The 26,464-nt window shown below is 61.8% G+C and carries 21 protein-coding genes and 5 tRNA genes; 20 read left to right on the top strand and 6 right to left on the bottom strand.

Annotated features, from left to right (window positions below; all coding sequences use genetic code 11):
- The first annotated feature begins 42 nt into the window (after window positions 1-42).
- Window positions 43-1,104, top strand: a complete 1,062-nt coding sequence (locus ACIPQ1_RS17490) for an AI-2E family transporter (RefSeq protein ID WP_446534504.1) — start codon at window positions 43-45, stop codon at window positions 1,102-1,104.
- On the opposite strand, the gene ACIPQ1_RS17485 is transcribed toward ACIPQ1_RS17490, so the two are convergent.
- The 3 genes from ACIPQ1_RS17485 to ACIPQ1_RS17475 all read right to left on the bottom strand — a co-directional run bounded on the left by ACIPQ1_RS17485 (window position 1,101) and on the right by ACIPQ1_RS17475 (window position 1,891).
- Window positions 1,101-1,283, bottom strand: a complete 183-nt coding sequence (locus ACIPQ1_RS17485) for a hypothetical protein (protein ID WP_003203898.1) — start codon at window positions 1,281-1,283, stop codon at window positions 1,101-1,103. The two genes, ACIPQ1_RS17490 and ACIPQ1_RS17485, sit on opposite strands and share 4 nt — an antisense overlap.
- Window positions 1,284-1,372: 89 nt before the next feature.
- Window positions 1,373-1,567 (bottom strand): hypothetical protein, encoded by a 195-nt coding sequence (locus tag ACIPQ1_RS17480; RefSeq protein ID WP_003203896.1) that lies wholly within the window; start codon window positions 1,565-1,567, stop codon window positions 1,373-1,375.
- Between the two features lie 248 nt (window positions 1,568-1,815).
- Window positions 1,816-1,891, bottom strand: a tRNA-Asn gene (locus ACIPQ1_RS17475).
- Between the two features lie 235 nt (window positions 1,892-2,126).
- Between ACIPQ1_RS17475 and ACIPQ1_RS17470 the strand changes: the two genes are divergently transcribed.
- A complete protein-coding gene (locus ACIPQ1_RS17470; protein ID WP_014337443.1) occupies window positions 2,127-2,354 on the top strand; it encodes a hypothetical protein in 228 nt (75 codons plus the stop codon).
- Between the two features lie 291 nt (window positions 2,355-2,645).
- On the opposite strand, the gene ACIPQ1_RS17465 is transcribed toward ACIPQ1_RS17470, so the two are convergent.
- A complete protein-coding gene (locus ACIPQ1_RS17465) occupies window positions 2,646-3,842 on the bottom strand; it encodes an amino acid aminotransferase (RefSeq protein WP_250965490.1) in 1,197 nt (398 codons plus the stop codon).
- 332 nt (window positions 3,843-4,174) lie between these two features.
- Between ACIPQ1_RS17465 and uvrB the strand changes: the two genes are divergently transcribed.
- From uvrB to ACIPQ1_RS17410, 11 genes are all read left to right on the top strand, one after another.
- Window positions 4,175-6,190: an excinuclease ABC subunit UvrB gene (gene uvrB / locus ACIPQ1_RS17460; RefSeq protein WP_411385179.1), complete on the top strand. Its 2,016-nt coding sequence runs from the start codon at window positions 4,175-4,177 to the stop codon at window positions 6,188-6,190.
- A 245-nt stretch (window positions 6,191-6,435) separates the two neighbouring features.
- The gene (gene gltX / locus ACIPQ1_RS17455; RefSeq protein ID WP_250965488.1) at window positions 6,436-7,917 is read left to right on the top strand and encodes a glutamate--tRNA ligase; all 1,482 of its coding nucleotides are present in this window, start codon (window positions 6,436-6,438) and stop codon (window positions 7,915-7,917) included.
- Between the two features lie 146 nt (window positions 7,918-8,063).
- Window positions 8,064-8,139 (top strand) — tRNA-Ala (locus tag ACIPQ1_RS17450).
- A gap of 79 nt (window positions 8,140-8,218) precedes the next feature.
- Window positions 8,219-8,294, top strand: a tRNA-Glu gene (locus ACIPQ1_RS17445).
- Between the two features lie 53 nt (window positions 8,295-8,347).
- Window positions 8,348-8,423: transfer RNA gene (locus tag ACIPQ1_RS17440), tRNA-Ala, on the top strand.
- Between the two features lie 75 nt (window positions 8,424-8,498).
- Window positions 8,499-8,574, top strand: a tRNA-Glu gene (locus tag ACIPQ1_RS17435).
- Between the two features lie 181 nt (window positions 8,575-8,755).
- Window positions 8,756-9,295 carry a TetR/AcrR family transcriptional regulator gene (locus ACIPQ1_RS17430; protein ID WP_058546579.1) on the top strand — a complete coding sequence of 180 codons (540 nt, stop codon included), beginning with the start codon at window positions 8,756-8,758 and terminating at the stop codon, window positions 9,293-9,295.
- A 28-nt stretch (window positions 9,296-9,323) separates the two neighbouring features.
- Window positions 9,324-10,157 (top strand): alpha/beta fold hydrolase, encoded by an 834-nt coding sequence (locus ACIPQ1_RS17425; RefSeq protein ID WP_250965487.1) that lies wholly within the window; start codon window positions 9,324-9,326, stop codon window positions 10,155-10,157.
- Between the two features lie 45 nt (window positions 10,158-10,202).
- Window positions 10,203-10,652: an acyl-CoA thioesterase gene (locus ACIPQ1_RS17420; RefSeq protein ID WP_250965486.1), complete on the top strand. Its 450-nt coding sequence runs from the start codon at window positions 10,203-10,205 to the stop codon at window positions 10,650-10,652.
- A gap of 247 nt (window positions 10,653-10,899) precedes the next feature.
- Window positions 10,900-11,859, top strand: coding sequence for a tRNA dihydrouridine synthase (locus ACIPQ1_RS17415; RefSeq protein ID WP_250965485.1), 960 nt, complete (start codon window positions 10,900-10,902; stop codon window positions 11,857-11,859).
- 120 nt (window positions 11,860-11,979) lie between these two features.
- Window positions 11,980-12,432: an Hsp20 family protein gene (locus ACIPQ1_RS17410; RefSeq protein WP_053123476.1), complete on the top strand. Its 453-nt coding sequence runs from the start codon at window positions 11,980-11,982 to the stop codon at window positions 12,430-12,432.
- Between the two features lie 232 nt (window positions 12,433-12,664).
- On the opposite strand, the gene ACIPQ1_RS17405 is transcribed toward ACIPQ1_RS17410, so the two are convergent.
- Window positions 12,665-15,943, bottom strand: coding sequence for an EAL domain-containing protein (locus ACIPQ1_RS17405; protein ID WP_411385177.1), 3,279 nt, complete (start codon window positions 15,941-15,943; stop codon window positions 12,665-12,667).
- Between the two features lie 71 nt (window positions 15,944-16,014).
- Window positions 16,015-16,905, bottom strand: a complete 891-nt coding sequence (locus ACIPQ1_RS17400) for a LysR family transcriptional regulator (RefSeq protein WP_186707435.1) — start codon at window positions 16,903-16,905, stop codon at window positions 16,015-16,017.
- Window positions 16,906-17,062: 157 nt separating this feature from the next.
- On the opposite strand from ACIPQ1_RS17400, the gene leuC reads away from it, so the two are divergent.
- The 7 genes from leuC (at window position 17,063) to ACIPQ1_RS17365 (ending at window position 26,445) form a co-directional block, all read left to right on the top strand.
- Window positions 17,063-18,481 (top strand): 3-isopropylmalate dehydratase large subunit, encoded by a 1,419-nt coding sequence (gene leuC, locus ACIPQ1_RS17395; protein ID WP_003203866.1) that lies wholly within the window; start codon window positions 17,063-17,065, stop codon window positions 18,479-18,481.
- Between the two features lie 11 nt (window positions 18,482-18,492).
- Window positions 18,493-19,137 (top strand): 3-isopropylmalate dehydratase small subunit, encoded by a 645-nt coding sequence (gene leuD / locus ACIPQ1_RS17390; protein WP_003203864.1) that lies wholly within the window; start codon window positions 18,493-18,495, stop codon window positions 19,135-19,137.
- Window positions 19,138-19,282: 145 nt separating this feature from the next.
- Window positions 19,283-20,047, top strand: coding sequence for a class I SAM-dependent methyltransferase (locus ACIPQ1_RS17385; RefSeq protein ID WP_446534503.1), 765 nt, complete (start codon window positions 19,283-19,285; stop codon window positions 20,045-20,047).
- 66 nt (window positions 20,048-20,113) lie between these two features.
- Complete coding sequence (leuB, locus tag ACIPQ1_RS17380; RefSeq protein WP_207966796.1) at window positions 20,114-21,196, top strand: 3-isopropylmalate dehydrogenase; 1,083 nt, start codon at window positions 20,114-20,116, stop codon at window positions 21,194-21,196.
- Window positions 21,197-21,250: 54 nt separating this feature from the next.
- Window positions 21,251-22,363 (top strand): aspartate-semialdehyde dehydrogenase, encoded by a 1,113-nt coding sequence (gene asd, locus ACIPQ1_RS17375; protein ID WP_053185893.1) that lies wholly within the window; start codon window positions 21,251-21,253, stop codon window positions 22,361-22,363.
- A 264-nt stretch (window positions 22,364-22,627) separates the two neighbouring features.
- On the top strand, window positions 22,628-23,638 hold the full coding sequence (locus ACIPQ1_RS17370) for an aspartate-semialdehyde dehydrogenase (RefSeq protein WP_446534502.1): 1,011 nt from the start codon (window positions 22,628-22,630) through the stop codon (window positions 23,636-23,638).
- A gap of 209 nt (window positions 23,639-23,847) precedes the next feature.
- Window positions 23,848-26,445, top strand: coding sequence for a FimV/HubP family polar landmark protein (locus ACIPQ1_RS17365; protein WP_446534501.1), 2,598 nt, complete (start codon window positions 23,848-23,850; stop codon window positions 26,443-26,445).
- Window positions 26,446-26,464 lie beyond the last annotated feature (19 nt).

The raw sequence follows: 26,464 nt of genomic DNA, 5'->3' as shown, positions 1-26,464 counted from the left end.
TGGCTGACTAATGTGTATCTCGCCTTTGGACATGGAAAGCTGATGAATCGAAAGATGCTGCAAAACAAAGCCCAGATGTTGCTGCTGGTGCTGGTCACGGTCGCCTTTATCTGGATTCTGCTGCCGTTCTACGGGGCGGTATTCTGGGCGGTGATCCTGGGTATCGTCTTTGCGCCGATGCAGCGCCGCCTGCAGTTCAAGTTCGGTTGGCACCGCAATCTCACGTCGTTGTTCACCTTGAGCATCTGTGTGGTCATCGCGATCCTGCCGGTGATTGTCATCAGCATGTTGCTGGTCCAGGAGGGAGCGGCGCTGTACAAGAGCCTGGAAAGCGGTGAGCTGGACATTGCCGATTACCTGGCCCGCTTCAAGGATGCCTTGCCGCCGTACTTCCAGAATCTGCTGGACCGCTTCGGCCTGGGCAACCTGAGCGGCTTGCGTGACAAGATCGTCAAGAGCGCGATGCAGGGCAGCGAATTCTTCGCCACCCAGGCCTTCAGTTTCGGCCAGGGTACCTTTCAGTTCCTGGTCAGCTTCTTCGTGATGCTCTATCTGCTGTTCTTCTTTCTGCGCGACGGTGCGGAGCTGGTGCGCAAGGTACGCACGGCCATTCCCTTGGCGGAACATCAAAAACGCCGCTTGCAGTTGAAATTCAATCGGGTGGTGCGGGCTACCGTGAAAGGCAATCTGTTGGTCGCCATTACCCAAGGTGCGCTGGGGGGGCTGATCTTCTGGATCCTGGGGATCCCGACGGTATTGCCCTGGGCGGTGCTGATGGCGTTCCTGTCATTGTTGCCTGCGGTGGGGGCAGGTCTTGTCTGGGCGCCGGTGGCGGTGTATTTCCTGCTCTCGGGAGCGATTTGGCAGGGCGTGGTGCTGACGTTGTTCGGAGTGTTCGTGATTGGCCTGGTGGACAATTTCCTGCGGCCGATCCTGGTGGGCAAGGACACCAAGATGCCCGACTACCTGGTGCTGGTCTCGACACTGGGTGGGCTGGCGGTGTTCGGACTGAACGGCTTCGTGATCGGGCCGCTGATCGCCGCGCTGTTCATGTCGTGCTGGGCCTTGTTTGTCGAAGGCTCGCCGCGGGTGCAACTGCCCTAGGCGCTCAACAAATAGGGCCCGATACGTTGCGACAGCGCCTGTGCGGCGGGCAGTGAAGTCAGCGGGCCGCTGATGGTCACGCCGTCCTGCACCAGATACCAGCAGGCCAGCAACCCGAGCTCCCGGAGTGGGGCGGGGACGGCGCTGCCAATGACAGACATGATTTGAACCTTGGGCATGGGAAACCTCCATCAATCGATGGGGTTACCTTACGGCTCAGGGGGAAGGACGGAAAATCAACTGGCTCAATAGTAGGAATCGATGCCGCTCAATCGACGACCAGATCGAGCATGTGCACCACTTCCTGCTCATTGAGCAGGCCCTTGCGCACCAGGTTTTCCGCCAGCAGGGAAAGGAATTTGGCGCTGCGGTGGCCTTCCAGTTGCTTGAGTTCGGTCAGTACGTTGTACACCTTGCTGGAGGTGCACAGGCCGACAATGCGATGGGGGTTTTGTGTGGGCATACCTTCGTCCTTGTTTTTATGAAGCTGTTGTTGGCGGACAGAGCCAGTTTGCGGCCCTGTCATGACGCTCACGTGACAGCTTGGGTTGTCGGAAAAAGAAAGCAGGATCCGGACCATATTGCCTTTTTGGTGCCGGATTGTTGTTCCGGCAGCGACCTCGGCCAGGCTTATATGGCCATCCACCTGTTTTTTGCCCACAAAAAAGCCCCTGGATCTTTCGATCCAGGGGCTTTTTGTGTGTTGCTGTCTGGCTCCACGACCTGGACTCGAACCAGGGACCCAGTGATTAACAGTCACTTGCTCTACCAACTGAGCTATCGCGGAATGGCGCGTATGTTACTGATTGGAAAAGAGAAGTCAAGCGTCTATTGCCGGGCGGCGCATTCCTGCTGCCCATTGAGGGACAATCAACGATTGGCAGTTACCGCAACGGCGGGAGAGGGCTACCATGGTTGCCCGGAAGTGGCAGGACGCGCTGCCGGCCATTCGCCGACATTGAGGTACGCGCCATGAACCATCTGTTACCCCTTCACACAGCCCGTTGCGCCGAGGTGTGCCTGTGAGTACCGCCCAGATCAGTTTGCCCAAGGGCGTGGGGCCTCATGCCGAGAAACTGTACGACGCCATTACCCAGGCCAGCACCGCCGAGGCGCTGAATCGCGCCGGTGGCAAGGCCGAGGGGTTTGTCCTGGGGCTGGAAAGCACCAAGGCGATCAAGAGCCAAGTGGCTGAGTCGTTGTATGTCATCTATGACGATGCGGCGAGCCAGCGGGCGACGGAGCTGTAGCTTCAGCGAGAGTGTCGTGCCCGGTGCTTTTGTGGTTTTGTTTTTGTGGTTTGCTTTTGTGGCGAGGGAGCTTGCTCCCGCTGGGCTGCGAAGCAGCCCCAAAATGCTTGGTTAAATCAGTCTGAAATACCGAGGTGGTTGGTTTTAGGGCTGCTGCGCAGCCCAGCGGGAGCAAGCTCCCTCGCCACAGAAACAAAACCACAGAAACAGACCACAGAAGCAAGCCACAAAACATCAGGTCAAAAAAAGGGAAGCCAATGGCTTCCCGTTTTTTCATCCAGCGTCGAGGCGTCAGATCACCTGGACGATGGCCTTGGTCACCGCATCGATGTTGTTCTGGTTCAGCGCGGCCACGCAGATGCGGCCGGTGTCCAGGGCATAGATACCAAACTCGTTGCGCAGGCGCGTCACTTGTTCAACGGTCAGGCCGGAGTAGGAGAACATCCCGCTCTGGCGGGCGACGAAGCTGAAGTCGTGGTGCGGCGCGGCCTTGGCCAGCATGTCGACCATCTGGTCGCGCATGCCGCGAATCCGCAGGCGCATTTCGGCCAGTTCGGCTTCCCACTGCGCGCGCAGCTCGGGGCTGTTGAGCACGGCAGCAACGATGCTGGCGCCATGGGTTGGCGGGTTGGAGTAGTTGGTGCGGATCACGCGCTTGACCTGGGACAGCACGCGGGCACTTTCTTCCTTCGATTCGCTGACGATCGACAGGGCGCCAACGCGCTCGCCGTACAACGAGAACGATTTGGAGAACGAGCTGGAGGCAAAGAAGGTCAGCCCCGACTCGGCGAACAGGCGCACGGCCGCCGCGTCTTCGTCGATGCCTTCGCCAAAGCCCTGGTAGGCCATGTCCAGGAACGGTACGTGGTTCTTGGCCTTGACCACGGCCAGCACGTTTTTCCAGTCTTCCGGGCTCAGGTCCACGCCGGTCGGGTTATGGCAGCAAGCGTGCAGCACAACGATCGAACGGTCGGGCAGGGCGTTGAGGTCTTCCAGCAGGCCGCTGCGGTTCACGTCGTGGGTGGCGGCGTCGTAGTAGCGGTAGTTCTGCACCGGGAAGCCGGCGGTTTCGAACAGGGCGCGGTGGTTTTCCCAGCTCGGGTCGCTGATGGCGACGACGGCGCCAGGCAGCAGTTGCTTGAGGAAGTCGGCACCGATCTTCAGTGCGCCGGTGCCGCCGACGGCCTGGGTGGTGATGACGCGGCCGGAAGCGATCAGCGCCGAGTCCTTGCCAAACAGCAAGGTCTGCACGGCCTGGTCGTAGGCGGCAATGCCGTCGATCGGCAGGTAACCACGGGAAACGTGCTGAGCCACGCGAATCGTCTCGGCTTCGACAACGGCGCGCAGCAATGGAATGCGCCCTTCCTCGTTGCAGTAAACACCCACCCCCAGGTTCACCTTATTGGTACGGGTGTCGGCGTTGAAAGCTTCGTTGAGGCCCAGGATGGGGTCGCGGGGTGCCAATTCGACAGCGGAAAACAGGCTCATTAGTGCGCGGCTCTGAATGGAGAGTGAGGGGACGTGTGGCGCTCCAGCCGAATGCACTAGAGCGGTGCACAAACGGGGAGCTAGTATAGAGGCCATCACCCGGCACGGCGACAGGCGATTCGGCTTTTACGGTAAGTTTTTTCGATTTTTTTCGACCGTTAGTCCTCTCGCCGCGTCAAAGTCTTCAAGGCGTGTAGGACGTTCGTCTTGAAAGCGAAGGCATTCACCTCCACATTGTGTGCATCCCAGCTTTTTCCTCGGACGACATCAGTCGTTTCGGTCTTTCTCGTTCCTGTCGGCTGGCCGACAGGGGTGAATCCAGAGGTTATGTCATGTCTGAATTCCAGCTAGTCACCCGCTTCCAGCCCGCCGGCGATCAGCCGGAAGCCATCCGCCTGATGGTCGAGGGTATCGAGGCCGGGCTGGCGCACCAGACGTTGCTCGGTGTGACCGGTTCGGGCAAGACCTTCAGCATCGCCAATGTGATCGCCCAGGTGCAGCGCCCGACCCTGGTGCTGGCGCCGAACAAGACCCTGGCGGCGCAGCTCTATGGAGAGTTCAAGGCGTTTTTCCCGAACAACGCCGTGGAGTACTTCGTTTCCTACTACGACTACTACCAGCCCGAGGCCTACGTGCCGTCCTCGGACACCTTCATCGAGAAGGATGCCTCGATCAACGATCACATCGAACAGATGCGACTGTCGGCGACCAAGGCGTTGCTCGAGCGCAAGGACGCGATCATCGTCACCACGGTGTCGTGCATCTACGGTCTGGGCAGCCCGGAAACCTACCTGAAGATGGTGCTGCACGTGGACCGTGGCGACAAACTCGACCAGCGCGCCTTGCTGCGGCGCCTGGCGGACTTGCAGTACACCCGCAACGACATGGATTTCGCCCGGGCGACGTTCCGGGTGCGCGGCGATGTGATCGACATCTATCCGGCGGAATCGGACCTGGAAGCGATCCGCATCGAGCTGTTCGACGATGAAGTGGAGAGTATCTCGGCGTTCGACCCGCTGACCGGCGAAGTGATCCGCAAGTTGCCCCGCTTCACGTTCTACCCCAAGAGCCACTACGTGACGCCCCGGGAAACCCTGCTGGACGCCATCGAAGGGATCAAGGTCGAGTTGCAGGAGCGCCTGGAGTACCTGCGTTCGAACAACAAGTTGGTGGAAGCCCAGCGCCTGGAGCAACGCACCCGCTTCGACCTGGAGATGATCCTGGAACTGGGCTACTGCAACGGCATCGAGAACTACTCGCGCTACTTGTCGGGTCGCCCGGCGGGTGCGCCGCCGCCCACCTTGTATGATTACTTGCCCGCCGATGCCTTGCTGGTGATCGACGAATCCCACGTCAGCGTGCCCCAGGTCGGCGCCATGTACAAAGGCGACCGTTCGCGCAAGGAAACACTGGTGGAGTACGGTTTCCGCCTGCCCTCGGCCCTGGACAACCGCCCGATGCGTTTCGATGAATGGGAGAGCGTGAGCCCGCAGACGATTTTCGTCTCGGCCACCCCCGGCAACTACGAAGCCGAGCATGCCGGCCGCGTCATCGAGCAATTGGTCCGGCCGACCGGGCTGGTCGACCCGCAGATTGAAGTGCGCCCGGCGCTGACCCAGGTCGACGACCTGCTCTCGGAAATTACCAAGCGCGTGGCACTGGAAGAGCGAGTGCTTGTTACTACGCTGACCAAGCGCATGTCCGAGGATCTCACCGACTACCTGGCCGACCATGGCGTGCGGGTGCGTTACCTGCACTCGGACATCGACACCGTGGAACGGGTCGAAATCATCCGCGACCTGCGCCTGGGCACCTTCGATGTACTGGTGGGCATCAACCTGCTGCGCGAAGGCCTGGACATGCCGGAAGTGTCGCTGGTGGCGATTCTCGATGCGGACAAGGAAGGTTTCCTGCGTTCCGAGCGTTCGTTGATCCAGACCATTGGTCGCGCGGCACGTAACCTCAATGGCCGGGCGATCCTGTATGCCGACCGCATCACCGGTTCCATGGAGCGGGCCATCGGCGAGACCGAGCGCCGCCGCGACAAGCAGATCGCCTTCAACCTGGCCAACGGCATCACCCCCAAGGGTGTGTTCAAGGACGTCGCCGACATCATGGAAGGCGCCACCGTGCCCGGCTCGCGCAGCAAGAAGCGCAAGGGCATGGCCAAGGCCGCCGAAGAGAGCGCCCGCTACGAGGCCGAACTGCGCTCGCCGAGCGAAATCACCAAGCGGATCCGGCAGCTGGAAGAGAAAATGTACCAACTGGCCCGGGACCTGGAGTTCGAGGCGGCGGCGCAATTGCGCGATGAGATTGGCAAGTTGCGGGAGCGGTTGCTGACTGTCTGAGGTTTTGTGGCGCACTTAAGGGCCTCATCGTCGGAACGCCGCCCGGAGCAAGCTCGCTCCCACAGGAAACCAAGTCGTCTGGACTGGATGCGGTCCAGTGTGGGAGCGAGCTTGCTCGCGATGGGCGCGACTCGGTCTAACGACTGGCCACACAAATCCCGCTCTCACTGGAGCCCGCCCGCCATCGCCTGTTACCATTCGCCCCCTGTTCGATCTTCGCTTTTATATTCTTTCCGAGACATGCCATGACCACCGTCCGCACCCGCATCGCGCCTTCGCCTACTGGCGATCCCCATGTCGGCACCGCCTATATCGCTTTGTTCAACTATTGCTTTGCCAAGCAGCATGGCGGCGAGTTCATCCTGCGGATCGAGGACACCGACCAGTTGCGTTCGACCCGCGAGTCCGAACAGCAGATCTTCGATGCCCTGCGCTGGTTGGGGATCGACTGGAGCGAAGGCCCGGACGTCGGCGGCCCGCACGGCCCGTATCGCCAGAGCGAGCGCGGCGAGATCTACAAGCAGTACTGCCAGCAGCTGGTGGACATGGGGCATGCGTTCCCTTGCTTCTGCACCGCCGAAGAACTGGACCAGATGCGCGCCGAGCAAATGGCCCGTGGCGAAACCCCGCGCTACGACGGCCGGGCGCTGCTGCTGTCCAAGGAAGAAGTCGCCCGGCGCCTGGCCGCTGGCGAGCCCCATGTGATTCGCATGAAAGTACCGACCGAAGGCGTCTGCATCGTGCCGGACATGCTGCGTGGCGATGTCGAGATCCCGTGGGATCGCATGGACATGCAAGTGCTGATGAAGACCGATGGCCTGCCGACGTACTTCCTGGCCAACGTGGTCGACGATCACCTGATGGGCATCACTCACGTACTGCGCGGTGAAGAATGGCTGCCGTCCGCGCCGAAACTGATCCTGCTCTACGAATACTTCGGCTGGGAACAGCCGCAGCTGTGCTACATGCCGCTGCTGCGTAACCCGGACAAGAGCAAGCTGTCCAAGCGCAAGAACCCGACCTCGGTGACCTTCTACGAGCGCATGGGCTTCATGCCCGAGGCCATGCTCAACTACCTGGGCCGCATGGGCTGGTCGATGCCGGACGAACGCGAGAAGTTCTCGCTGCAGGAAATGGTCGAGCACTTCGACCTGTCGCGCGTCTCCCTGGGCGGGCCGATCTTCGACGTCGAGAAGCTGTCGTGGCTCAACGGCCAGTGGCTGCGGGACCTGCCGGTGGAAGAGTTTGCCGCTCGCGTGCAGAAGTGGGCATTGAACCCCGAGTACATGATGAAGATCGCTCCCCATGTGCAGGGCAGGGTAGAGACCTTCAGCCAGATCGCCCCGCTGGCCGGCTTCTTCTTCGCCGGTGGCGTGACGCCGGACGCGAAGTTGTTCGAATCCAAGAAGCTCTCCGGCGACCAGGTGCGCCAGTTGATGCAACTGATCCTGTGGAAGCTGGAAAGCCTGCGTCAGTGGGAGAAGGACAGCATCACCGCGACCATCCAGGCCGTGGTGGAGTCGCTGGAGTTGAAATTGCGCGATGCCATGCCGTTGATGTTCGCCGCCATTACCGGCCAGGCCAGCTCGGTGTCGGTGCTCGATGCGATGGAAATTCTCGGGCCGGACCTGACCCGTTTCCGTCTGCGCCAGGCCATCGATCTGCTCGGTGGCGTGTCGAAGAAGGAAAACAAGGAGTGGGAAAAACTGCTGGGCGCGATCGCCTAAGCGCTCCATGAGGCAGGACATACCCCGGTTTTCCGGGGTTTGTCGGTAAGTGATTGTTATCCCGGCAAAAAATTTTCAAATTTGTTGAAAATAAATTTGACAGCCCTCCGATACGCCCTTAAGATTCGCCCCGTCCTCAGCGATGAGGGGCTATAGCTCAGCTGGGAGAGCGCTTGCATGGCATGCAAGAGGTCGACGGTTCGATCCCGTCTAGCTCCACCAATTTACACTTCAAGGCCTGGCCACACCGGCCTTGAAGCGATCAACACTCAGCGTTGATCAGTTGTATAGAAGGGTTTGCGTCCCCTTCGTCTAGTGGCCTAGGACACCGCCCTTTCACGGCGGTAACAGGGGTTCGAGTCCCCTAGGGGACGCCAGTTTTACAGAAGCGATGTTGCAAGATGTCGCTCCGCCGCGAGGCGAAAAATCCGGGGCTATAGCTCAGCTGGGAGAGCGCTTGCATGGCATGCAAGAGGTCGACGGTTCGATCCCGTCTAGCTCCACCAATTTACACTTCGAGGTCTGGCCACACCGGCCTTGAAGCGATCAGTTCTCAGCACTGATCACGTTAGAAGGTTTGTGTCCCCTTCGTCTAGTGGCCTAGGACACCGCCCTTTCACGGCGGTAACAGGGGTTCGAGTCCCCTAGGGGACGCCACGATTACCCGCTCTGCGGGATTTTATAAGGGTCATTCAATTCTTGAATGGCCCTTTTGTTTGTCTGGCGTCTGGCCAATTTCCTATCCTTGAAAAACACTTCTCTGACCGGCGGTCAAAATTTCCGCTTGCGGAAAATTATTACATGGATAATATTTCAATCGTAATATTCGGAGGCGACGATGAGCGATAAAAAGGCACAAACCCGTGAACGCATTCTCAAGGCCGCCAGCGATGCGCTGATCCAGCGTGGGCCGGCAGAGCCGAGCGTGGGCGAGGTGATGGGCGCAGCCGGACTGACGGTGGGCGGTTTTTACGCCCATTTCGAAAGCAAGGATGCCTTGATGCTGGAGGCTTTCAAGCAACTGCTTAATCGCCGCCGCGGCTTGATCGCCGATATGGACGGCGAGCTGACAGGCGAAGAACGACGTGCCCTGGTCGCCGCGTTCTATCTGTCACGCAAGCACCGCGATTCCACCGAGCAAGCCTGCCCGATCCCGGCGTCGGTCGGTGAGCTCGGGCGGCTGCCGGATGCGTTTCGTGAGGTGCTCAATGAGCACATCGAGTTGATGGTCGCGCAATTGGCGGCCAGCCCGGAGGACGCCGACAAGGCTTTGGCCGATATCGCGTTGATGGTCGGTGGCCTGGCCCTGGCACGGGCGTTGGGCCCGGGAGAGTTATCGGATCGTTTGCTGCGCGCCGCCAAGTCGGCGGTGCGTTGAACTGAGGCGCAAGCCCTGGAGATGAGCGATGGACAGGTTGAGCTGGATTCGTGGCGTCAATGGCACGCTGGGTTGGGTGGCTCCGGGCTTGGTGGCAAAACAGATGCGCTCGCTGTTCATGCGCCCTCGAAACTTGCCGCCACGGGATTGGGAGCTGCCGTTGCTGGCGACGTCCCAGCGAGTCACCTTGCGCTTCGGTCTCTCGGCCTTGCGCTGGGGCAAAGGTCCGGCAGTCCTGCTGATGCATGGCTGGGAAGGGCGGCCCACCCAGTTCGCGGCGCTGATCACGGCCCTGGTGGATGCCGGTTACACGGTCGTGGCGCTGGACGGTCCGGCCCATGGTCGCTCACCGGGTCGCGAGGCGAATGTCCTGTTGTTCGCCCGGGCCATGCTCGAAGCCGCCGCCGAGCTGCCGCCGTTGCAGGCGGTGATCGGGCATTCCATGGGCGGCGCCAGTGCCATGTTGGCCGTCCAGCTGGGGTTGCGTACCGAGACGCTGGTCAGCATCGCCGCGCCTGCGCGCATTCTTGGGGTGCTGCGCGGTTTCTCCCGGATGATGGGCCTGCCGCCCAAGGCGCGTTCGGCCTTCATTCGCCAGGTGGAAAACGATGTGGGCATGTCGGCCTCGAAGATGGATGTAGCGCATTATCAGCTGGACGTGCCGGGGTTGATCGTCCATGCCGAGGACGACACGTCGGTTTCGGTCAAGGAGTCGCAGTTGATTCATGAGGCCTGGTTCGACAGTCGCTTGCTGCGACTGCCGCAGGGCGGGCATCAGCGGGTGCTGGCCGATCCACGTGTCATTGATGGCGTGTTATCACTGCTGGCCGGTCGCAGCCTGCAAGCGCGGCAATCGGCTTGAGCATCCGGTACACTGCCCCGATCCAAATTCGACCGGGAGAGGGGCATGGGCTGGGATCGGGCAACGCCATTCATCATTGATCTTCAGGTCAATGCCGAAGACATCGACGGGCTGGGCCACGCCAACAACGCGGTGTACGTCACCTGGCTCGAGCGCTGCGCCTGGCGCCATTCCCAGCGCCTGGGCCTGGATCTGGTGGAGTACCGGCGCCTGGATCGGGCCATGGCCGTGGTGCGGCATGAAATCGATTACCTGGCGGCCGCCTATGAGGGCGACGAGCTGCAATTGGCGACCTGGATCGTCGACTGGGACCAGCGCCTGAAAATGACCCGGCATTTCCAACTGGTCCGTCCCAGCGACAACACCACGCTGCTGCGGGCCCAGACCACTTTTGTCTGCATCGAATTGTCCAGCGGCCGGCCCAAGCGCATGCCACCGGAATTCATTGAAGGTTATGGCGTGGCGCTGAATTCAACTGGCCTCTTCATAGACTGACCCACCGCCATCGCGAGCAAGCCCGGCTCCCACAGGGATTGGTGGTGGATTTCGATTTTGTGGGCGTCTTGGAACCGGTGTGGGAGCGAGCTTGCTCGCGATGACGGCGGTACATCCAGCATCTTCGCAAGCTGACCCACCGCCATCGCGAGCAAGCTCGCTCCCACAGGGTTTGGTGGTGAATTCCGATGTCTGGGGCAAAATCCGGTAAACTGCCGCACGTTTTTTCGTTCGAGTATGTGTTTCCATGCAAATTGCCCTGGCGCCCATGGAAGGGTTGGTCGACAACATCCTGCGGGACGTCCTGACCCGTGTTGGCGGTATCGACTGGTGTGTCACCGAGTTCATCCGCGTCAACGACCGTCTGCTCACGCCGGCCTATTTCCACAAGCTCGCTCCTGAGCTGCTGACCGGTGCCCAAACGGCTGCCGGCGTGCCGTTGCGGGTGCAGTTGCTCGGCTCCGATCCGGTATGCCTGGCGGAAAACGCCGCGTTGGCATGTGAATTGGGCTCGGAGGTGATCGACCTGAACTTCGGTTGCCCGGCCAAGACCGTGAACAAATCCCGGGGCGGGGCGGTATTGCTCAAGGAACCGGAACTGCTTAACGAAATCGTCGAACATGTGCGCCGCGCCGTGCCGAAACACATCCCGGTGACGGCCAAGATGCGCCTGGGTTTCGATAGTCCGGACGGTGCATTGGTCTGTGCCACGGCGTTGGCTGAAGGCGGCGCTGCGCATATCGTGGTGCATGCGCGAACCAAGGTCGACGGCTACAAGCCCCCGGCCCATTGGGAGTGGATCCCCCGCGTCCAGGAAGTGGTCAAGGTGCCGGTGTTCGCCAATGGCGATATCTGGAGTGTCGAGGATTGGCGCCGTTGCCGCGAAATCAGCGGTGTCGAGGACATCATGCTCGGTCGCGGCCTCGTTTCCCGCCCTGACCTGGCCCGGCAGATCGCCGCCGCCCGGGCTGGCGAAGAGGTGGTCGAGATGTCCTGGGCCGAGCTGCAACCGATGCTTCACGACTTCTGGGGGCAAGTGGTCGAGCAACTGACACCGCGCCAGGCGCCGGGCCGTCTGAAGCAGTGGCTGGCGATGTTGACCCGCAATTACCCCGAAGCGGTGGCGCTGTTTACCGCCCTGCGCCGGGAAACCGACCTCGACGCGGTGGGGCATTTGCTGGGTGTTCAGCGCACCGAAGCGGCCTGAAAAAAATTTCAAAAAAACCTCTTGAAAAGTATTTGGCGGACCCTAGATAGGGGTTACGCGATGCCGAATTCGGGTCGCGGAGACAAAAAACCTTGCTGAATTTTTCAGGAGATTTGAATCATGAGTACTGCATTTTCGCTGGCCCCCCTGTTCCGTTCCTCGGTAGGCTTCGACCGTTTCAACGATTTGTTCGAAACCGCCCTGCGCAACGAACCAGGCAGCAGCTATCCACCCTACAATGTGGAAAAACATGGTGATGACGAGTACCGCATCGTGGTCGCCGCCGCCGGCTTCCAGGAAGAAGACCTGGACCTGCAAGTGGAAAAAGGCGTGCTGACCATCAGTGGCGGCAAGCGTGAAGCCAGCAACGACAGCGTCACTTTCCTGCACCAGGGCATTGCCCAGCGTGCGTTCAAGCTGTCCTTCCGGTTGGCGGACCATATCGAGATCAAGTCCGCTGGCCTGCGCAACGGTCTGTTGAGCATCGACCTGTTGCGAGTGGTTCCGGAAGAGGCGAAAGCCAAGCGCATCCCGATCAACGGGGCGCAGCAGCAACCCGCGCTGCAAAACTGATGCATCGCAACTGAAGAAGGGCGCCATATGGCGCCCTTTTTCATTTATTGGTGGGGGGGTATGGAAGATCAATTGTGGCGAGGGAGCTTGCTCCCGCTGGGCGCGAAGCGACCCTGAAACCAGTCAACTCGGTGCGTCAGGCTGGTCTGAGGCGAATCTTCTATTTTTGGGGCCGCTGCGCAGCCCAGCGGGAGCAAGCTCCCTCGCCACAAAAGCTCCCTATCCCGAACACCTAGGGCAACAACCGCTCAAACGCCTCCAGCGGCAACGGCCGACTGTGCAGGTAACCCTGGTACAAATGGCAATCGAGCCCTTGCAGGAAGTGCAGTTGCTCCAGGGTCTCCACGCCTTCGGCAATCATTACCAGGTTGAGGCTGCGGGCCATGGCGACGATGGCGCGGATGATTTCGGCGTCGTTGGGGTCGGTGGTGGCGTCGCGCACGAATGACTGGTCGATTTTCAGCGTGTCCACCGGCAGGCGCTTGAGGTAGGTCAGCGACGAATAACCGGTGCCGAAATCGTCCATGGCGAAGCTCACCCCCAGTTTCTTGAGTCGGCGCATCTTGGCGATGGTGTCGTCGAGGTTCTGGATCACGATGCCTTCGGTGATCTCCAGTTTCAGCAGCGAGCAAGGCAGGCCGTGGTGGGCCAGGCTGTTTTCGATGCGTTCGACGAAGTCACTCTGGCGGAACTGCCGTGGGCTGATGTTCACGCACAGGCTGAATCGCTGCGGGTCGATCTTGCCCTTGGCGATCAGTTGCTTGAAGCCGTCGCAGGCTTCATCGAGGATCCAGGTCCCGACTTCGAGGATCAGGCCGCTGTCTTCCAGCACTTTGATGAATTCATTGGGCGATTGGGCGCCGAGCTCCGGGTGGTGCCAGCGCACCAGGGCTTCGGCGCCGACGATGCGGTTGTCCCGGGCGTCGACCTGAGGCTGGAAATGCAGGCTGAACTCGCCGCGGGCCAGGGCCTGACGCAGATCGGTTTCCATGCGCAGCCGTTCGCTGGCAGCTTTTTGCATGGTGTTGTGGAACATCTGCGAGGTGTTGCGTCCCGAATCCTTGGCGCGGTACAGCGCGATGTCCGCGCGCTTGAGCAAATCGGTGGGCGTGGAGCCGTGGTCGGGGATCAGCGCGATGCCGATGCTTGGCGTGACCTGCAGGCGTTGGCCATCGAGAAACATGGGTTCCGAGAGCAGTTCACGCAGGGTGTCGGCCAGGGTCTGCACTTGCTTGCTGACCTGGCTGCGCGAGCCTTCCAGGCCGCTGAGCAAAACCACGAACTCGTCGCCGCCCAGTCGTGCAACGGTGTCTTCCAGGCGCACGCTGGCTTCCAGGCGGGCAGTGATGATTTTAAGCACGGTATCGCCCACCGGGTGACCGAGGGAGTCGTTGATGTGCTTGAAGTGGTCCAGGTCGAGAAACAGCAGGGCACCCCGCAAGTTGTGACGCTTGAGCAGGGCGATCTGCTGGCTCAGGCGGTCCAACAGCAAGGCCCGGTTGGGCAGGTTGGTCAGCGAGTCGTGATAGGCCAGGTGGCGGATCTGGGCTTCGGCATTGCGCAGCAGGCTGACGTCCCGGGCGGTCAACAGCAGGCAGGCGGTTTCATTGAGGATGATGGGCTCGACCGAGACCTCTACCGTAAGGATTTCCCCCCGTTTATTGCGCCCGAGCATTTCCTGGTGGACTACACGACCCTTGAGTTGCAGTTCGGCCAGCAGGGCGGCGCGCTGTTTTTCTTCGGCCCAGATGCCCACTTCGTAGACCGTACGCCCGATCACTTCGTCGGCGCGGTAGCCGGTCAGCCGGCAGAAGCCGTCGTTGACTTCCAGGTAGCGACCGCTTTCGAGTTCGGTAATGGTGATGGCGTCGGGGCTGGAATGAAACGCCTTGGCGAATTTCTCCTCGCTGGCCTTGAGAGCGGCTTCGGAGCGTTGCTGCTGCGTGATGTCGCGCAAGGTCGTGACGATGCACGGCTGGTTGCCAACGTTGATTTGCCGGCTGGAAATCACGCAGGTCAGCGGCTGGCCGTTCTTATGGTGAACGACGATGGCGACATTGTTCAGCGATTGTTCGCGGATCACCCGTTCGATGCGTTGCAGGCTGCTGCCCGAGGCATCCCAGAGGCCAATTTGGTCGGCACTGAGGCCGATCACGTCGCGGGTGGTCCAGCCAAAAGTCTGGGTGAAGCTGGAGTTGATCTCGAGGAACCGACCACTGTCTTGGTGAGTGACGCAGATCGGGTCGGGACTGACCTGGAACAGCGTGGCGAATTTCTCTTCCGAAGCGGCCAGGCTCTGTTCGCGTTCCACCTGGTCGGTGATGTCCAGCAAGGTCCCGGCCATGCGCAAGGGGCTGCCGTCGTTGTTGCGGTGGAGCCGGGCGCGGCTTTCCAGGTAGCGCGAGCTGCCGTCCGGCAGTTGTACGCGGTAGGTCAGCTGGTAATTGCCCGCCGGGCCTTCCCGCAGGCTGCGGTAGGCGTTGCGCATGTTGTTGCGTTCCTCGGTGGGCACCCCCTCGAAAAACGCATCGAACGATTCGTGGAACGGCTTGGGTTCCAGGCCATGGAGCTGCGCGGCCCGGGCCGAGCCGTAGAGCATGCCGCTGGGAATGTGCCAGTCCCAGGTGCCCAGTTGCGCCGAGTCGAGGGCCAGGTCCAGGCGTTCCTGGCTGTCCTTGAGCGCCTGCTCGGCGAGTTTGCGCTCAGTGGTGTCGAGGAACGTGCTCAGCAGGTACGGCTGGCCTTCGAGTTCGACTTTCTGCGCACTGAGAATGCCGTTATGGATCTGACCGTTGCTGGCCCGGAATTCCACCTCCATGCTGATCAGTTCGCCCTTGGCCTTGGTCGCCTCCACCAGTTTCGCCCGCTGCTTGGGGTCAACCCACAAGCCCAGCTCCAGCGTGGTGCGGCCGATCACGTCATGCACCGGCCAACCGAACAGGCTTTCGAAATACTGGTTGGCCTCGCTGATCAGGCCGTCTTCCTGGCGGGTCAGCAGGACCATGTTCGGGCACAGATGAAAGAGCGTGGCGAAGCGTTTTTCCGAGCTGCGCAGCGCCTGTTCCCGCTCGCGCTGATGGGTGATTTCGCGAATCACCCCGATCATGCGCGGACGACCGTGTTTGTCGGGCAGCACGCTGCCACTGATCTCCAGCCAGTGCAGGCTGCCGTCGGGCCAGACGATGCGATGGTGCATGGCCTGTTCCAGCGGCGCCCCGGCCACCGCCGCATGAAAGGCGCGCACGGCCCTGGCCCGGTCTTCGGGCAACAGCAGGTCGAGGTAGTCCACGTCGGCTGGCAACGGCTGGCGCGGATCGAAGCCGAACAGCGCCTGGGTGCCGCGGGACCAACTGATCCGTCCGCTCTCGATGTCCCACGACCAGGCGCCCAGCCGCGCGCCGTTCAGGGCGGCCAGCAACTGTGGCGCGCTGTCCCAGCTTTGCTCGGACCGCTTCGGGTCGAGCGCCTGGATGCGCGGCAGGGGCGGGAGATGGTCAGCGGGTTTGGGCATTTTTCTAGCGAGCCTTGAGCGGGTGTGGGTATTAAGCACAGGCATTCAAGGCCCTACAGGCGTGGCACAACCTATGCCTTTTTCCTTGGCAAATCGATTTGTGCGTCCAGTAAGGCCATGAAAGCCCGTGCGGCGTTCGATAGCGTCCGTTCGGTGTGCAAGATATAGCCTAGCTGGCGACTGAGCTGTATGCCCGGTAAAGGAATGCGCGCCACTTGTTCGTCGAGCATGGTGCGCGGCAGAACGCTCCAGGCCAGGCCTATGGAAACCATCATTTTTATGGTTTCCAGATAATTCGTGCTCATGGCGATGTTCGGCGTCAGGCCCTGGGCCTCGAACAGCCGTTGAACGATGTGGTGGGTAAAGGTGTTGCCCCCGGGGAACACCGCCGGATGCAAGGCGATGTCCGCCAGGCTCACCGCGCCCTTCTCCAGCAAGGCATGCTCCGGGGCGACCACGAAATCCAGGGGGTCGTCCCACACCGGCGTAGCCCGTACCAGCGTGTGGGGTTCGGGGGCGAGGGTGATGACGGCCAGTTCCGCTCGGCCATGGAGGATTTCTTCGTAGGCCACTTCCGAATCCAGGAACTGGATATCCAGCGCCACCTGGGGATAGCGGCGGGTGAACTCCCTCAGTAAAGGCGGCAGGCGATGCAGGCCGATGTGGTGGCTGGTGGCGAGGGTCAGGCGCCCGGTCACTTCGCCGGTCAGGTTGGTCAGGGCGCGGCGGGTGTCGTCGAGTACGTTGAGGATCTGATAAGCGCGTGGCAACAGGGCTCGGCCGGCCTCGGTCAGGCCCACCTCACGGCCCAGGCGGTCGAACAGGCGCACCTTGAGCTGCTGCTCAAGACCGGCAATGCGCTTGCTGATGGCCGGCTGGGTCAGGTGCAGGCGTTCGCCGGCGCCGGAGAAACTGCCCGTCTCGGCGATGGCAATAAAAGCATTGAGGTTGGCGAGGTCCATGGCGGTTCCGGTCAGATTCCAGTTGGTTATGCAAAGCATGAAAAATATGAATTTGAGTTATTTAATGTAACCCCATAGGATCAGCCTCACAAGCCAAGGGGTTATTGATTCGTTCAAGGCCCGGGGCATAGAAACAAGCTGATGAGGAAACCGTCTGATGGCCGGCAAAACGCTCTACGACAAGCTCTGGGATTCGCATTTGGTCAAGCAGCGCGACGATGGCTCGGCGCTGATCTACATCGATCGCCACATCATTCACGAAGTGACGTCGCCGCAGGCCTTCGAAGGCCTGCGCCTGGCCGGACGCAAGCCGTGGCGCATCGATGCCAACATCGCGACCCCGGACCACAACGTACCGACCACGCCGGAGCGCAAGGGCGGCATCGAAGCGATTGCCGACCAGGTCTCGCGCCTGCAAGTCCAGACCCTCGACGATAACTGTGACGAATACGGCATCGTCGAATTCAAGATGAACGATGTGCGCCAGGGCATCGTCCACGTCATCGGCCCGGAGCAGGGCGCGACCTTGCCCGGCATGACCGTGGTCTGCGGCGACTCGCACACCTCGACCCACGGTGCTTTTGGCGCCCTGGCCCATGGCATCGGCACGTCCGAGGTGGAGCATGTGCTCGCCACCCAGTGCCTGGTCGCCAAGAAAATGAAAAACATGCTGGTGCGCGTCGAAGGCAAGTTGCCGTTCGGGGTGACCGCCAAGGACATCGTCCTGGCCGTGATCGGCAAGATCGGCACCGCCGGCGGTAACGGCCATGCCATCGAGTTCGCTGGCAGCGCGATCCGCGACTTGTCCGTCGAAGGCCGCATGACGATCTGCAACATGTCCATCGAGGCTGGCGCCCGCGTCGGCCTGGTGGCCGCCGATGAAAAAACCGTGGAATACGTCAAGGGCCGTCCGTTCTCGCCAAAAGGCGCGGAATGGGACATGGCGGTCGAGGCCTGGAAAGACCTGGTCTCCGATGCCGATGCCAAGTTCGACACGGTGGTCGAGCTCGACGCGACGCAGATCAAGCCGCAAGTGAGCTGGGGCACTTCGCCGGAGATGGTTTTGGCCGTGGACCAGAACGTACCGGATCCGGCCAAGGAAATGGACCTGGTCAAGCGCGATTCCATTGTCCGCGCCTTGAAATACATGGGCTTGAGCGCCAACCAGGCGATCACCGACATTCAGCTCGATCGCGTGTTCATCGGTTCTTGCACCAACTCGCGGATTGAAGACTTGCGCGCCGCAGCGGTGATCGCCAAGGGCCGCAAGGTGGCCTCGACCATCAAGCAGGCCATCGTGGTGCCGGGCTCGGGCCTGGTGAAAGCCCAGGCCGAAGCGGAAGGGCTGGACAAGATTTTCCTCGAAGCCGGTTTCGAGTGGCGTGAGCCAGGGTGCTCGATGTGCCTGGCGATGAACCCCGATCGCCTGGAGTCGGGCGAGCATTGCGCCTCCACCTCCAACCGTAACTTCGAAGGCCGTCAAGGCGCCGGTGGCCGTACGCACCTGGTGAGCCCGGCCATGGCCGCCGCGGCCGCCGTCAACGGCCGTTTCGTCGACGTCCGCGAATTGATCTGAAGGAGCGCAGCATGAAAGCTTTTACCCAGCACACCGGTCTTGTCGCGCCTTTGGATCGTGCCAACGTCGACACCGACCAGATCATTCCCAAGCAGTTCTTGAAGTCCATCAAGCGCACCGGTTTTGGCCCGAACCTGTTCGACGAATGGCGCTACCTGGACGTCGGCCAGCCGTACCAGGACAACTCCAAGCGGCCGCTGAACAAGGATTTCGTGCTCAACGCCGAGCGTTACCAGGGCGCCAGCGTGTTGCTGGCCCGGGAGAACTTCGGCTGCGGTTCGAGCCGCGAGCACGCGCCATGGGCCCTGGAAGAATACGGTTTCCGCAGCATCATCGCGCCGAGCTACGCCGACATCTTCTTCAATAACAGCTTCAAGAACGGCTTGCTGCCGATCATCCTCAGCGATGCTGACGTGGATGAACTGTTCCAGCAGGTCGAGGCCAACCCCGGCTATCAATTGCAGATCGACTTGGCCGCCCAGACCGTGACCCGTCCCGACGGTAAGGTGCTGGGTTTCGAGATCGATGCGTTCCGCAAGCATTGCCTGCTCAACGGCCTGGATGACATCGGCCTGACCTTGCAGGACGGCGAGGCGATTGCCGCGTTCGAGGCCAAGCATCGGGCGAGCCAGCCTTGGTTGTTTCGCGATGCTTGATTGACCTGAGATTGATGTCGTCAGTGCAGGCGCCTTCGCGAGCAAGCTCGCTCCCACACATATTTTGTGAACACCGCAAATCCCCTGTGGGAGCGAGCTTGCTCGCGATGAGGCCATAACAGACATACCCCAAAGGAAGCTACCCATGACCAGCACCGCCCACAGCCAAGTCGTCCAAAAGCAATTCGGTGAACAGGCCTCGGCCTACCTGAGCAGTGCCGTGCACGCCCAGGGCGCTGAATTCGCGCTGCTACAGGCTGCGTTGGCCGGTCGTGGCGATGCCCGTGTGCTGGACCTGGGGTGCGGCGCTGGCCATGTGAGTTTCCATGTGGCGCCACTGGCTGGTGAAGTGGTGGCTTATGATTTGTCCCAGCAGATGCTTGACGTGGTCGCCACGGCGGCTGCCGAGCGTGGCTTGGGCAATATCAGCACGGTTCGTGGCGCCGCCGAGCGCCTGCCGTTCGCCGACGCTGAGTTCGACTTCGTGTTCAGCCGTTATTCGGCGCATCATTGGAGCGACCTCGGCCTGGCGCTGCGGGAAGTCCGGCGGGTGCTCAAGCCGGGCGGGGTGATGGCGTTCATTGACATCCTGTCGCCGGGCATTCCGTTGCTGGACACGTACCTGCAAAGCATCGAAGTGCTGCGCGACACCAGCCATGTGCGCGATTATTCGGCCGACGAATGGTTGCGCCAGGTCAGCGAAGCGGGGCTGCACACCCGCAGCACCTCGCGCCAGCGCCTGCGCCTGGAGTACCGCTCCTGGGTCGAGCGCATGCGCACGCCCGAGGTGATGCGTGCGGCCATTCTCCAGCTGCAGCGTTCGATGGGCGACGAAGTGTGTGAATATTTTGAGATTGAGGCCGATGGTTCGTTCAGTACAGATGTACTGGTGCTGTGGGCCGAGCGATAGCATTTTTCCCGGCCCGGCCTTGGGTACGAAGCCCGGGCCCGTGTCGACAGAGCAAATGAGGAAAGCATGAGCAAGCAGATTCTGATTCTCCCAGGTGATGGCATTGGTCCGGAAATCATGGCCGAGGCGGTCAAGGTCCTGGAACTGGCGAACGACAAGTACGGCCTGGGCTTCGAGCTCAGCCACGACGTGATCGGCGGCGCGGCCATCGACAAGCACGGCGTGCCCCTGGCCGATGAAACCCTGGATCGTGCCCGTGCCGCCGATGCCGTGCTGCTGGGCGCCGTGGGCGGCCCGAAATGGGACAAGATCGAACGCGACATCCGCCCCGAGCGCGGCCTGCTGAAGATTCGCGCGCAACTGGGCCTGTTCGGCAACCTGCGTCCAGCGATCCTTTACCCGCAACTGGCCGATGCCTCCAGCCTGAAGCCGGAAATCGTCTCGGGCCTGGACATCCTCATCGTCCGTGAGCTGACCGGCGGTATCTACTTCGGCGCCCCGCGTGGCACCCGTGAGCTGGAAAACGGCGAGCGCCAGGCCTACGACACCCTGCCGTACAGCGAAAGCGAAATTCGCCGTATCGCCCGGGTCGGCTTCGACATGGCCCGCGTGCGTGGCAAGAAGCTGTGCTCGGTGGACAAGGCCAACGTGCTGGCTTCCAGCCAACTTTGGCGTGAAGTGGTCGAGCAGGTGGCCCAGGATTACCCGGACATCGAGCTGAGCCACATGTACGTCGACAACGCCGCCATGCAACTGGTGCGTGCGCCGAAGCAATTCGACGTGATCGTCACCGACAATATGTTCGGCGACATCCTGTCCGACGAAGCGTCGATGCTCACCGGTTCCATCGGCATGCTGCCGTCGGCCTCCCTGGATGCCAACAACAAGGGCATGTATGAGCCGTGCCACGGCTCGGCGCCTGACATCGCCGGGCAAGGCATTGCCAACCCATTGGCGACCATCCTGTCGGTGTCGATGATGCTGCGCTACAGCTTCAACTTGAACGATGCCGCCGACGCGATCGAAAAAGCCGTCAGCGTGGTCTTGGACCAAGGCTTGCGCACCGGTGATATCTGGTCGCAAGGTTGTACCAAAGTCGGTACGCAGCAAATGGGCGATGCAGTAGTCGCGGCGCTGCGGAATCTGTAATCTTTCGGGCCCACCGCTTCGACGGTGGCCCACTTTTGTATAGGTGTAGTTGCGATGAAACGTGTAGGTCTGATCGGTTGGCGCGGCATGGTCGGTTCCGTGCTCATGCAGCGAATGCTGGAAGAGCAGGATTTCGATCTCATTGAGCCGGTGTTTTTCACCACGTCCAATGTCGGTGGCCAGGGCCCGTCCGTGGGCAAGGACACCGGTGTGCTCAAGGATGCCTACAGCATCGAAGAGCTCAAGACCCTTGACGTGATCCTGACCTGCCAGGGCGGCGACTACACCAGCGAAGTATTCCCCAAGCTGCGTGAAGCCGGCTGGCAGGGTTACTGGATCGACGCCGCTTCCAGCCTGCGCATGCAGGACGATGCGGTGATCATCCTCGACCCGGTGAACCGCAAGGTCATCGACCAGCAGTTGGACGCGGGCACCAAGAACTACATCGGCGGCAACTGCACCGTCAGCCTGATGCTGATGGGCCTGGGTGGCCTGTTCGAAGCCGGTCTGGTGGAGTGGATGAGCGCCATGACCTACCAGGCGGCGTCCGGTGCCGGCGCGCAGAACATGCGTGAGCTGATCAAGCAGATGGGCGCGACCCACGCCGCCGTCGCCGATGACCTGGCCAACCCGGCCAGCGCCATCCTCGACATCGACCGCAAGGTCGCCGAGGCGATGCGCAGCGATGCCTACCCGACCGAAAACTTCGGCGTGCCGTTGGCCGGCAGCCTGATTCCTTGGATCGACAAGGAACTGCCTAACGGTCAGAGTCGTGAAGAATGGAAGGCCCAGGCCGAAACCAACAAGATCCTGGGTCGCTTCAAGAGCCCGATCCCGGTGGACGGCATCTGCGTGCGCATCGGCGCCATGCGTTGCCACAGCCAGGCGCTGACCATCAAGCTGAACAAAGACGTGCCGATCGCCGACATCGAAGGCCTGATCAGCCAGCACAACCCTTGGGTCAAGCTGGTGCCGAACAATCGCGAGACCAGCATGCAGGAGCTGAGCCCGACCAAGGTCACCGGCACCCTGAATGTACCGGTGGGCCGTCTGCGCAAACTGAACATGGGTTCGCAATTCGTCGGTGCCTTCACCGTCGGCGACCAGTTGCTGTGGGGCGCGGCCGAACCGCTGCGCCGCATGCTGCGGATCCTGCTCGAGCGTTGATCGATTGTCGCTGTGAAAGAACCCGTGCCTTGTGAGAGGCGCGGGTTTTTTATTGGAAGAGCCGCTTGAGGCATGTGGTGTCAGGGGCGGCCTCATCGCGAGCAAGCTCGCTCCCACATGGGATCTTCAGTGGACACAAAACCTGTGGGAGCGAGCTTGCTCGCGATGGGGCCAACCCAGGCACCGCAAATCCCCCTGCCCAATTGCCTGCCCACCCACCACCCGGTAAAGTGCCGCTCCCCACGTTTTACCTGAGGTAGACCCATGAGCCAGTCCTTTGATATTGCCGTGATCGGCGCCACCGGTACTGTCGGCGAAACCCTTGTCCAGATTCTCGAAGAGCGGGACTTCCCGGTCGGCAACCTGCACCTGCTGGCCAGCAGCGAATCGGCAGGCAGCTCGGTGATGTTTCGCAATAAAAACGTGCGGGTACGCGAGGTCGACGAATTCGATTTCAGCAAAGTCCAACTGGTGTTCTTCGCCGCCGGCCCGGCGGTGACCCTGAGTTTCGCCCCGCGAGCCACGGCGGCCGGCTGTGCACTGATCGATTTGTCCGGCGCGTTGCCGCCCGAGCAGGCGCCGCAGATCGTGCCGGAAGCCAACGCCCAGGTCCTGGCTGGCCTGGGCAAGCCGCTGCAGGTCAGCAGCCCCAGCGCATCGGCCACGGCCTTGGCGGTGGTGCTCGCGCCGCTGCGCGAATGCCTGGATTTGCAGCGCATCAGCCTGACCGCCAGCCTCGCGGTATCGGCCCAGGGCCGCGCGGCCGTGAGCGAGCTGGCGCGCCAGACCGCCGAGCTGCTCAACGCCCGTCCGCTGGAGCCAACGTTCTTTGACCGGCAAATGGCGTTCAATCTGTTGGCCCAGGTCGGTGCGCCGGACGAGCAGGGCCATACGTCGCTGGAAAAGCGCCTGGTCCGTGAGTTGCGCCAGGTGCTGAATCAACCTTTGTTAAAGATTTCCGTCACTTGCATTCAAGCCCCGGTGTTTTTTGGCGATAGCTTTAGCGTGACCGTGCAGTCTGCCAATGCCGTCGACCTGGCCAAGGTGAGCGCGGCCTTGGAGGCGGCGCCCGGTATCGAGCTGGTGGAGGCGGGCGATTACCCGACCGCGGTGGGTGATGCAGTGGGGCAGGATGTGGTCTACGTTGGTCGGGTGCGCGGTGGGATCGACGATCCGGCTGAACTAAATATGTGGCTGACGTCAGATAACGTGCGCAAGGGTGCGGCGCTCAATGCCGTGCAGGTGGCTGAGTTGTTGATAAAAGAGTTGCTGTAAAAGATACTTGGCGTCAATTTGTCGAATGATTCTAGCTGGGCGCTATGCTTGGTCGGAATGCTGAAGGCGAACATCCCTCTGGGGGACTTCCCGGGGCATGAGTGAAATGATCGCGCGCACCGTCGCTTCGGGGCTGCGCGCAATGCCTTACGGCAGCGGCATCAATACCTTCTCGCTGGCCGAGGAATGTTCAAACAAAGGAAGAGGCTATGGTTCAAGTTCGCAAACTGGTGTTAGCAATAGCGGCCGCCTCGGCGCTGTCCTCCGGTATGGCGCAAGCGCTCGGGCTCGGGGAATTGACCCTCAAGTCGCCGCCGAACCAGCCCCTGGTCGCCGAAATCGAACTGCTCGATGTCCAGCAACTGACTGCCGCCGAAGTGGTGCCGAGCCTGGCTCCACCCGAAGAATTCGCCAAGGCGGGCATTGATCGCCAAGCCTTTCTCAGCGACCTGAGCTTCACCCCAGTGATCAACGCCAACGGCAAGAGTGTCCTGCGGGTCACGTCCAGCCGGCCGTTGTCCGAACCGATGGTCAAGTTCCTGGTGCAAGTGATGTGGCCCAACGGCCGCCTCTTGCGCGACTACAGCGTACTGCTCGATCCATCCAAATTCTCGCCACAGGCCGCCGATGCCGCCCGGGCGAAACCGCCCCAGGTCGTGTCCACGCCGGTCACCGGGGCCACCAAGCCTTCCCAGTACACCACCACGCCGCGCGATACCCTGTGGGAAATCGCCGCGAAGGTGCGCAACGGTGGGTCGGTCCAGCAAACCATGCTGGCGATCCAGGCGTTGAACCCGAACGCGTTCATCAACGGCAACATCAACCTGCTCAAGACCGGCCAGGTGTTGCGCCTGCCTGACCCGGTACAAAGCACAGCGTTGCCGCAACCCCAGGCCATCGCCGAAGTGGCGGCGCAGAACGCCGCCTGGCGCTCGGGACGGCGTGGCGTGGCGGGTGCCGGCAAGCAGCAGTTGGACGCCACCAAGCGTGGCCGTGGCGAAGGCGCGCCGGCCCAGGCGGCCGGTCGCGACAACTTGAGCCTGGTGTCGGCCGATGCGGCGAAGGCGGGCGGCAAGGGCGCTGCCGGCGATGCCCAGGCGCTTTCCAACAAGCTGGCGGTTACCCAGGAAAGCCTCGATTCGGCGCGCCGGGATAACGAAGAACTGAAAAGCCGCATGGCGGATCTGCAGAGCCAACTGGACAAGCTGCAGCGCCTGATCGAGCTGAAGAACAATCAACTGGCGAAGATGCAGGCCGAAGGCGCCGCCATTCCTCCGGCTGGCGAGGCACCCGCTGGCGAGGCGCCCCCGGCGATGTCCGCCGAGTTGACCCCTGCGCCAGCGCCACAGGCCCCCGCAGTTGCACCCACGCCGGCCCCGGAAGCGACCCCGCCTGCCACGGCGGTCGAGCCGACGCCTGCCGCGTCCAACGAGCAAAAATACAACGACCTCCTGACCAATCCGATCCTGTTGGGTTTGATTGGCGGCGGCGCGTTGCTCCTGCTGTTGCTGCTGTTGTTGCTCGCCCGTCGCCGCAAGGCCCAACAGGAAGCGGAAAAACACTTGCGCATGGCCCGAGCCCTTGAGGAGGAGGCGGACTTCTCCCCGGAGCTCGATCTGCCCCCGAGCAGCTTCGAGGGCATTGATGTTCCACCGCCTAGCGTAAAACTCGAGCCAAAACCCGCGCCGGCTCCTGCACCCGTGCCCAAGCCGGCCCCGGTGGTCGCGCCCGTGGTGGTCACGCCGCCTATCGCCGCGCCTTTGGTGGCGCCGGCCGCCGAGCGCTCCGACGACGTACTGCCCCAGGCCCAGTCCCATATCGACCGCGGCCGTTTGAACCAGGCCGCCGACCTGCTTGAGCAAGGCATCAAGGCCGAGCCCCAGCGCAGCGACCTGCGCCTGAAGTTGATGGAAGTCTACGGTCAGCAGGGCGACCGCGACGCCTTTGTCGCCCAGGAACGCCAGTTGGTGGCCAATGGCGACAACTTCGCCCAGGTCGAACAGCTGAAAAGCCGTTTCCCGGCCATGGTGGTCGCGACCGCCGCTGGCCTGGCCGCTGCGGCCGTTGCGGCAGAACTGGACGCGCAGTACGTCAAGGACTTGCTGGAAGACAAATCGCCGACCGATGAGGAGCTGGACAGCGCCTTCGACCTGAGCCTGGATGACCTGGAGACGACCCCGGTCGCGCCAGCACAGGAGCCTGTCGCCGAACTGGACGCGTTCCCGGAAGACGACGACTTGAGCTTCGAATCGGTGCTCAAGCAGCAGACCGAGGCCAACGAAAGCCTGGACGACTTGTCGGAATTCGACCTGGACCTGGGCGCCGATGCGCCGACCCCGATCCCTGCGCTCGACGATGAAGACTTCCTGCTGGACCTGGACGACGACCTCAAGGGCCTGGATGTGCCTGCGCCTGAAACGCCGGCCTTGGCCGATACGCCGGCCGACGATCTTGAGCTGCCGGCGGATTTCGATCTGTCCCTGTCGGACGAAATGGATGCGCACGATGCGCCCAAGGATGCCTTCGAGTCCGAGCTGGACGATGTCAACGCCGAGCTGGATCGCCTGTCCGACAGCCTGGGCCAGCCGACGTTCACCGCCGAAGATGCCCTGGTTGGCGCTGAAGACGAACCGGACTTCGACTTCCTCAGCGGCACCGATGAGGTGGCGACCAAGCTCGATCTGGCCCAGGCCTACATCGACATGGGCGACAACGACGGCGCCCGCGACATCCTCGGCGAAGTCCTCAGCGAAGGCGACGCCACCCAGAAGAGCGAAGCGCAGGAGATGTTGTCGCGCCTCGCTTGAGTCAGTGGTTATACAAGAA

It is taken from the genome of Pseudomonas sp. LARHCG127 (assembly GCF_052871455.1).
This window is presented reverse-complemented; position numbering and strand designations above follow the sequence as displayed.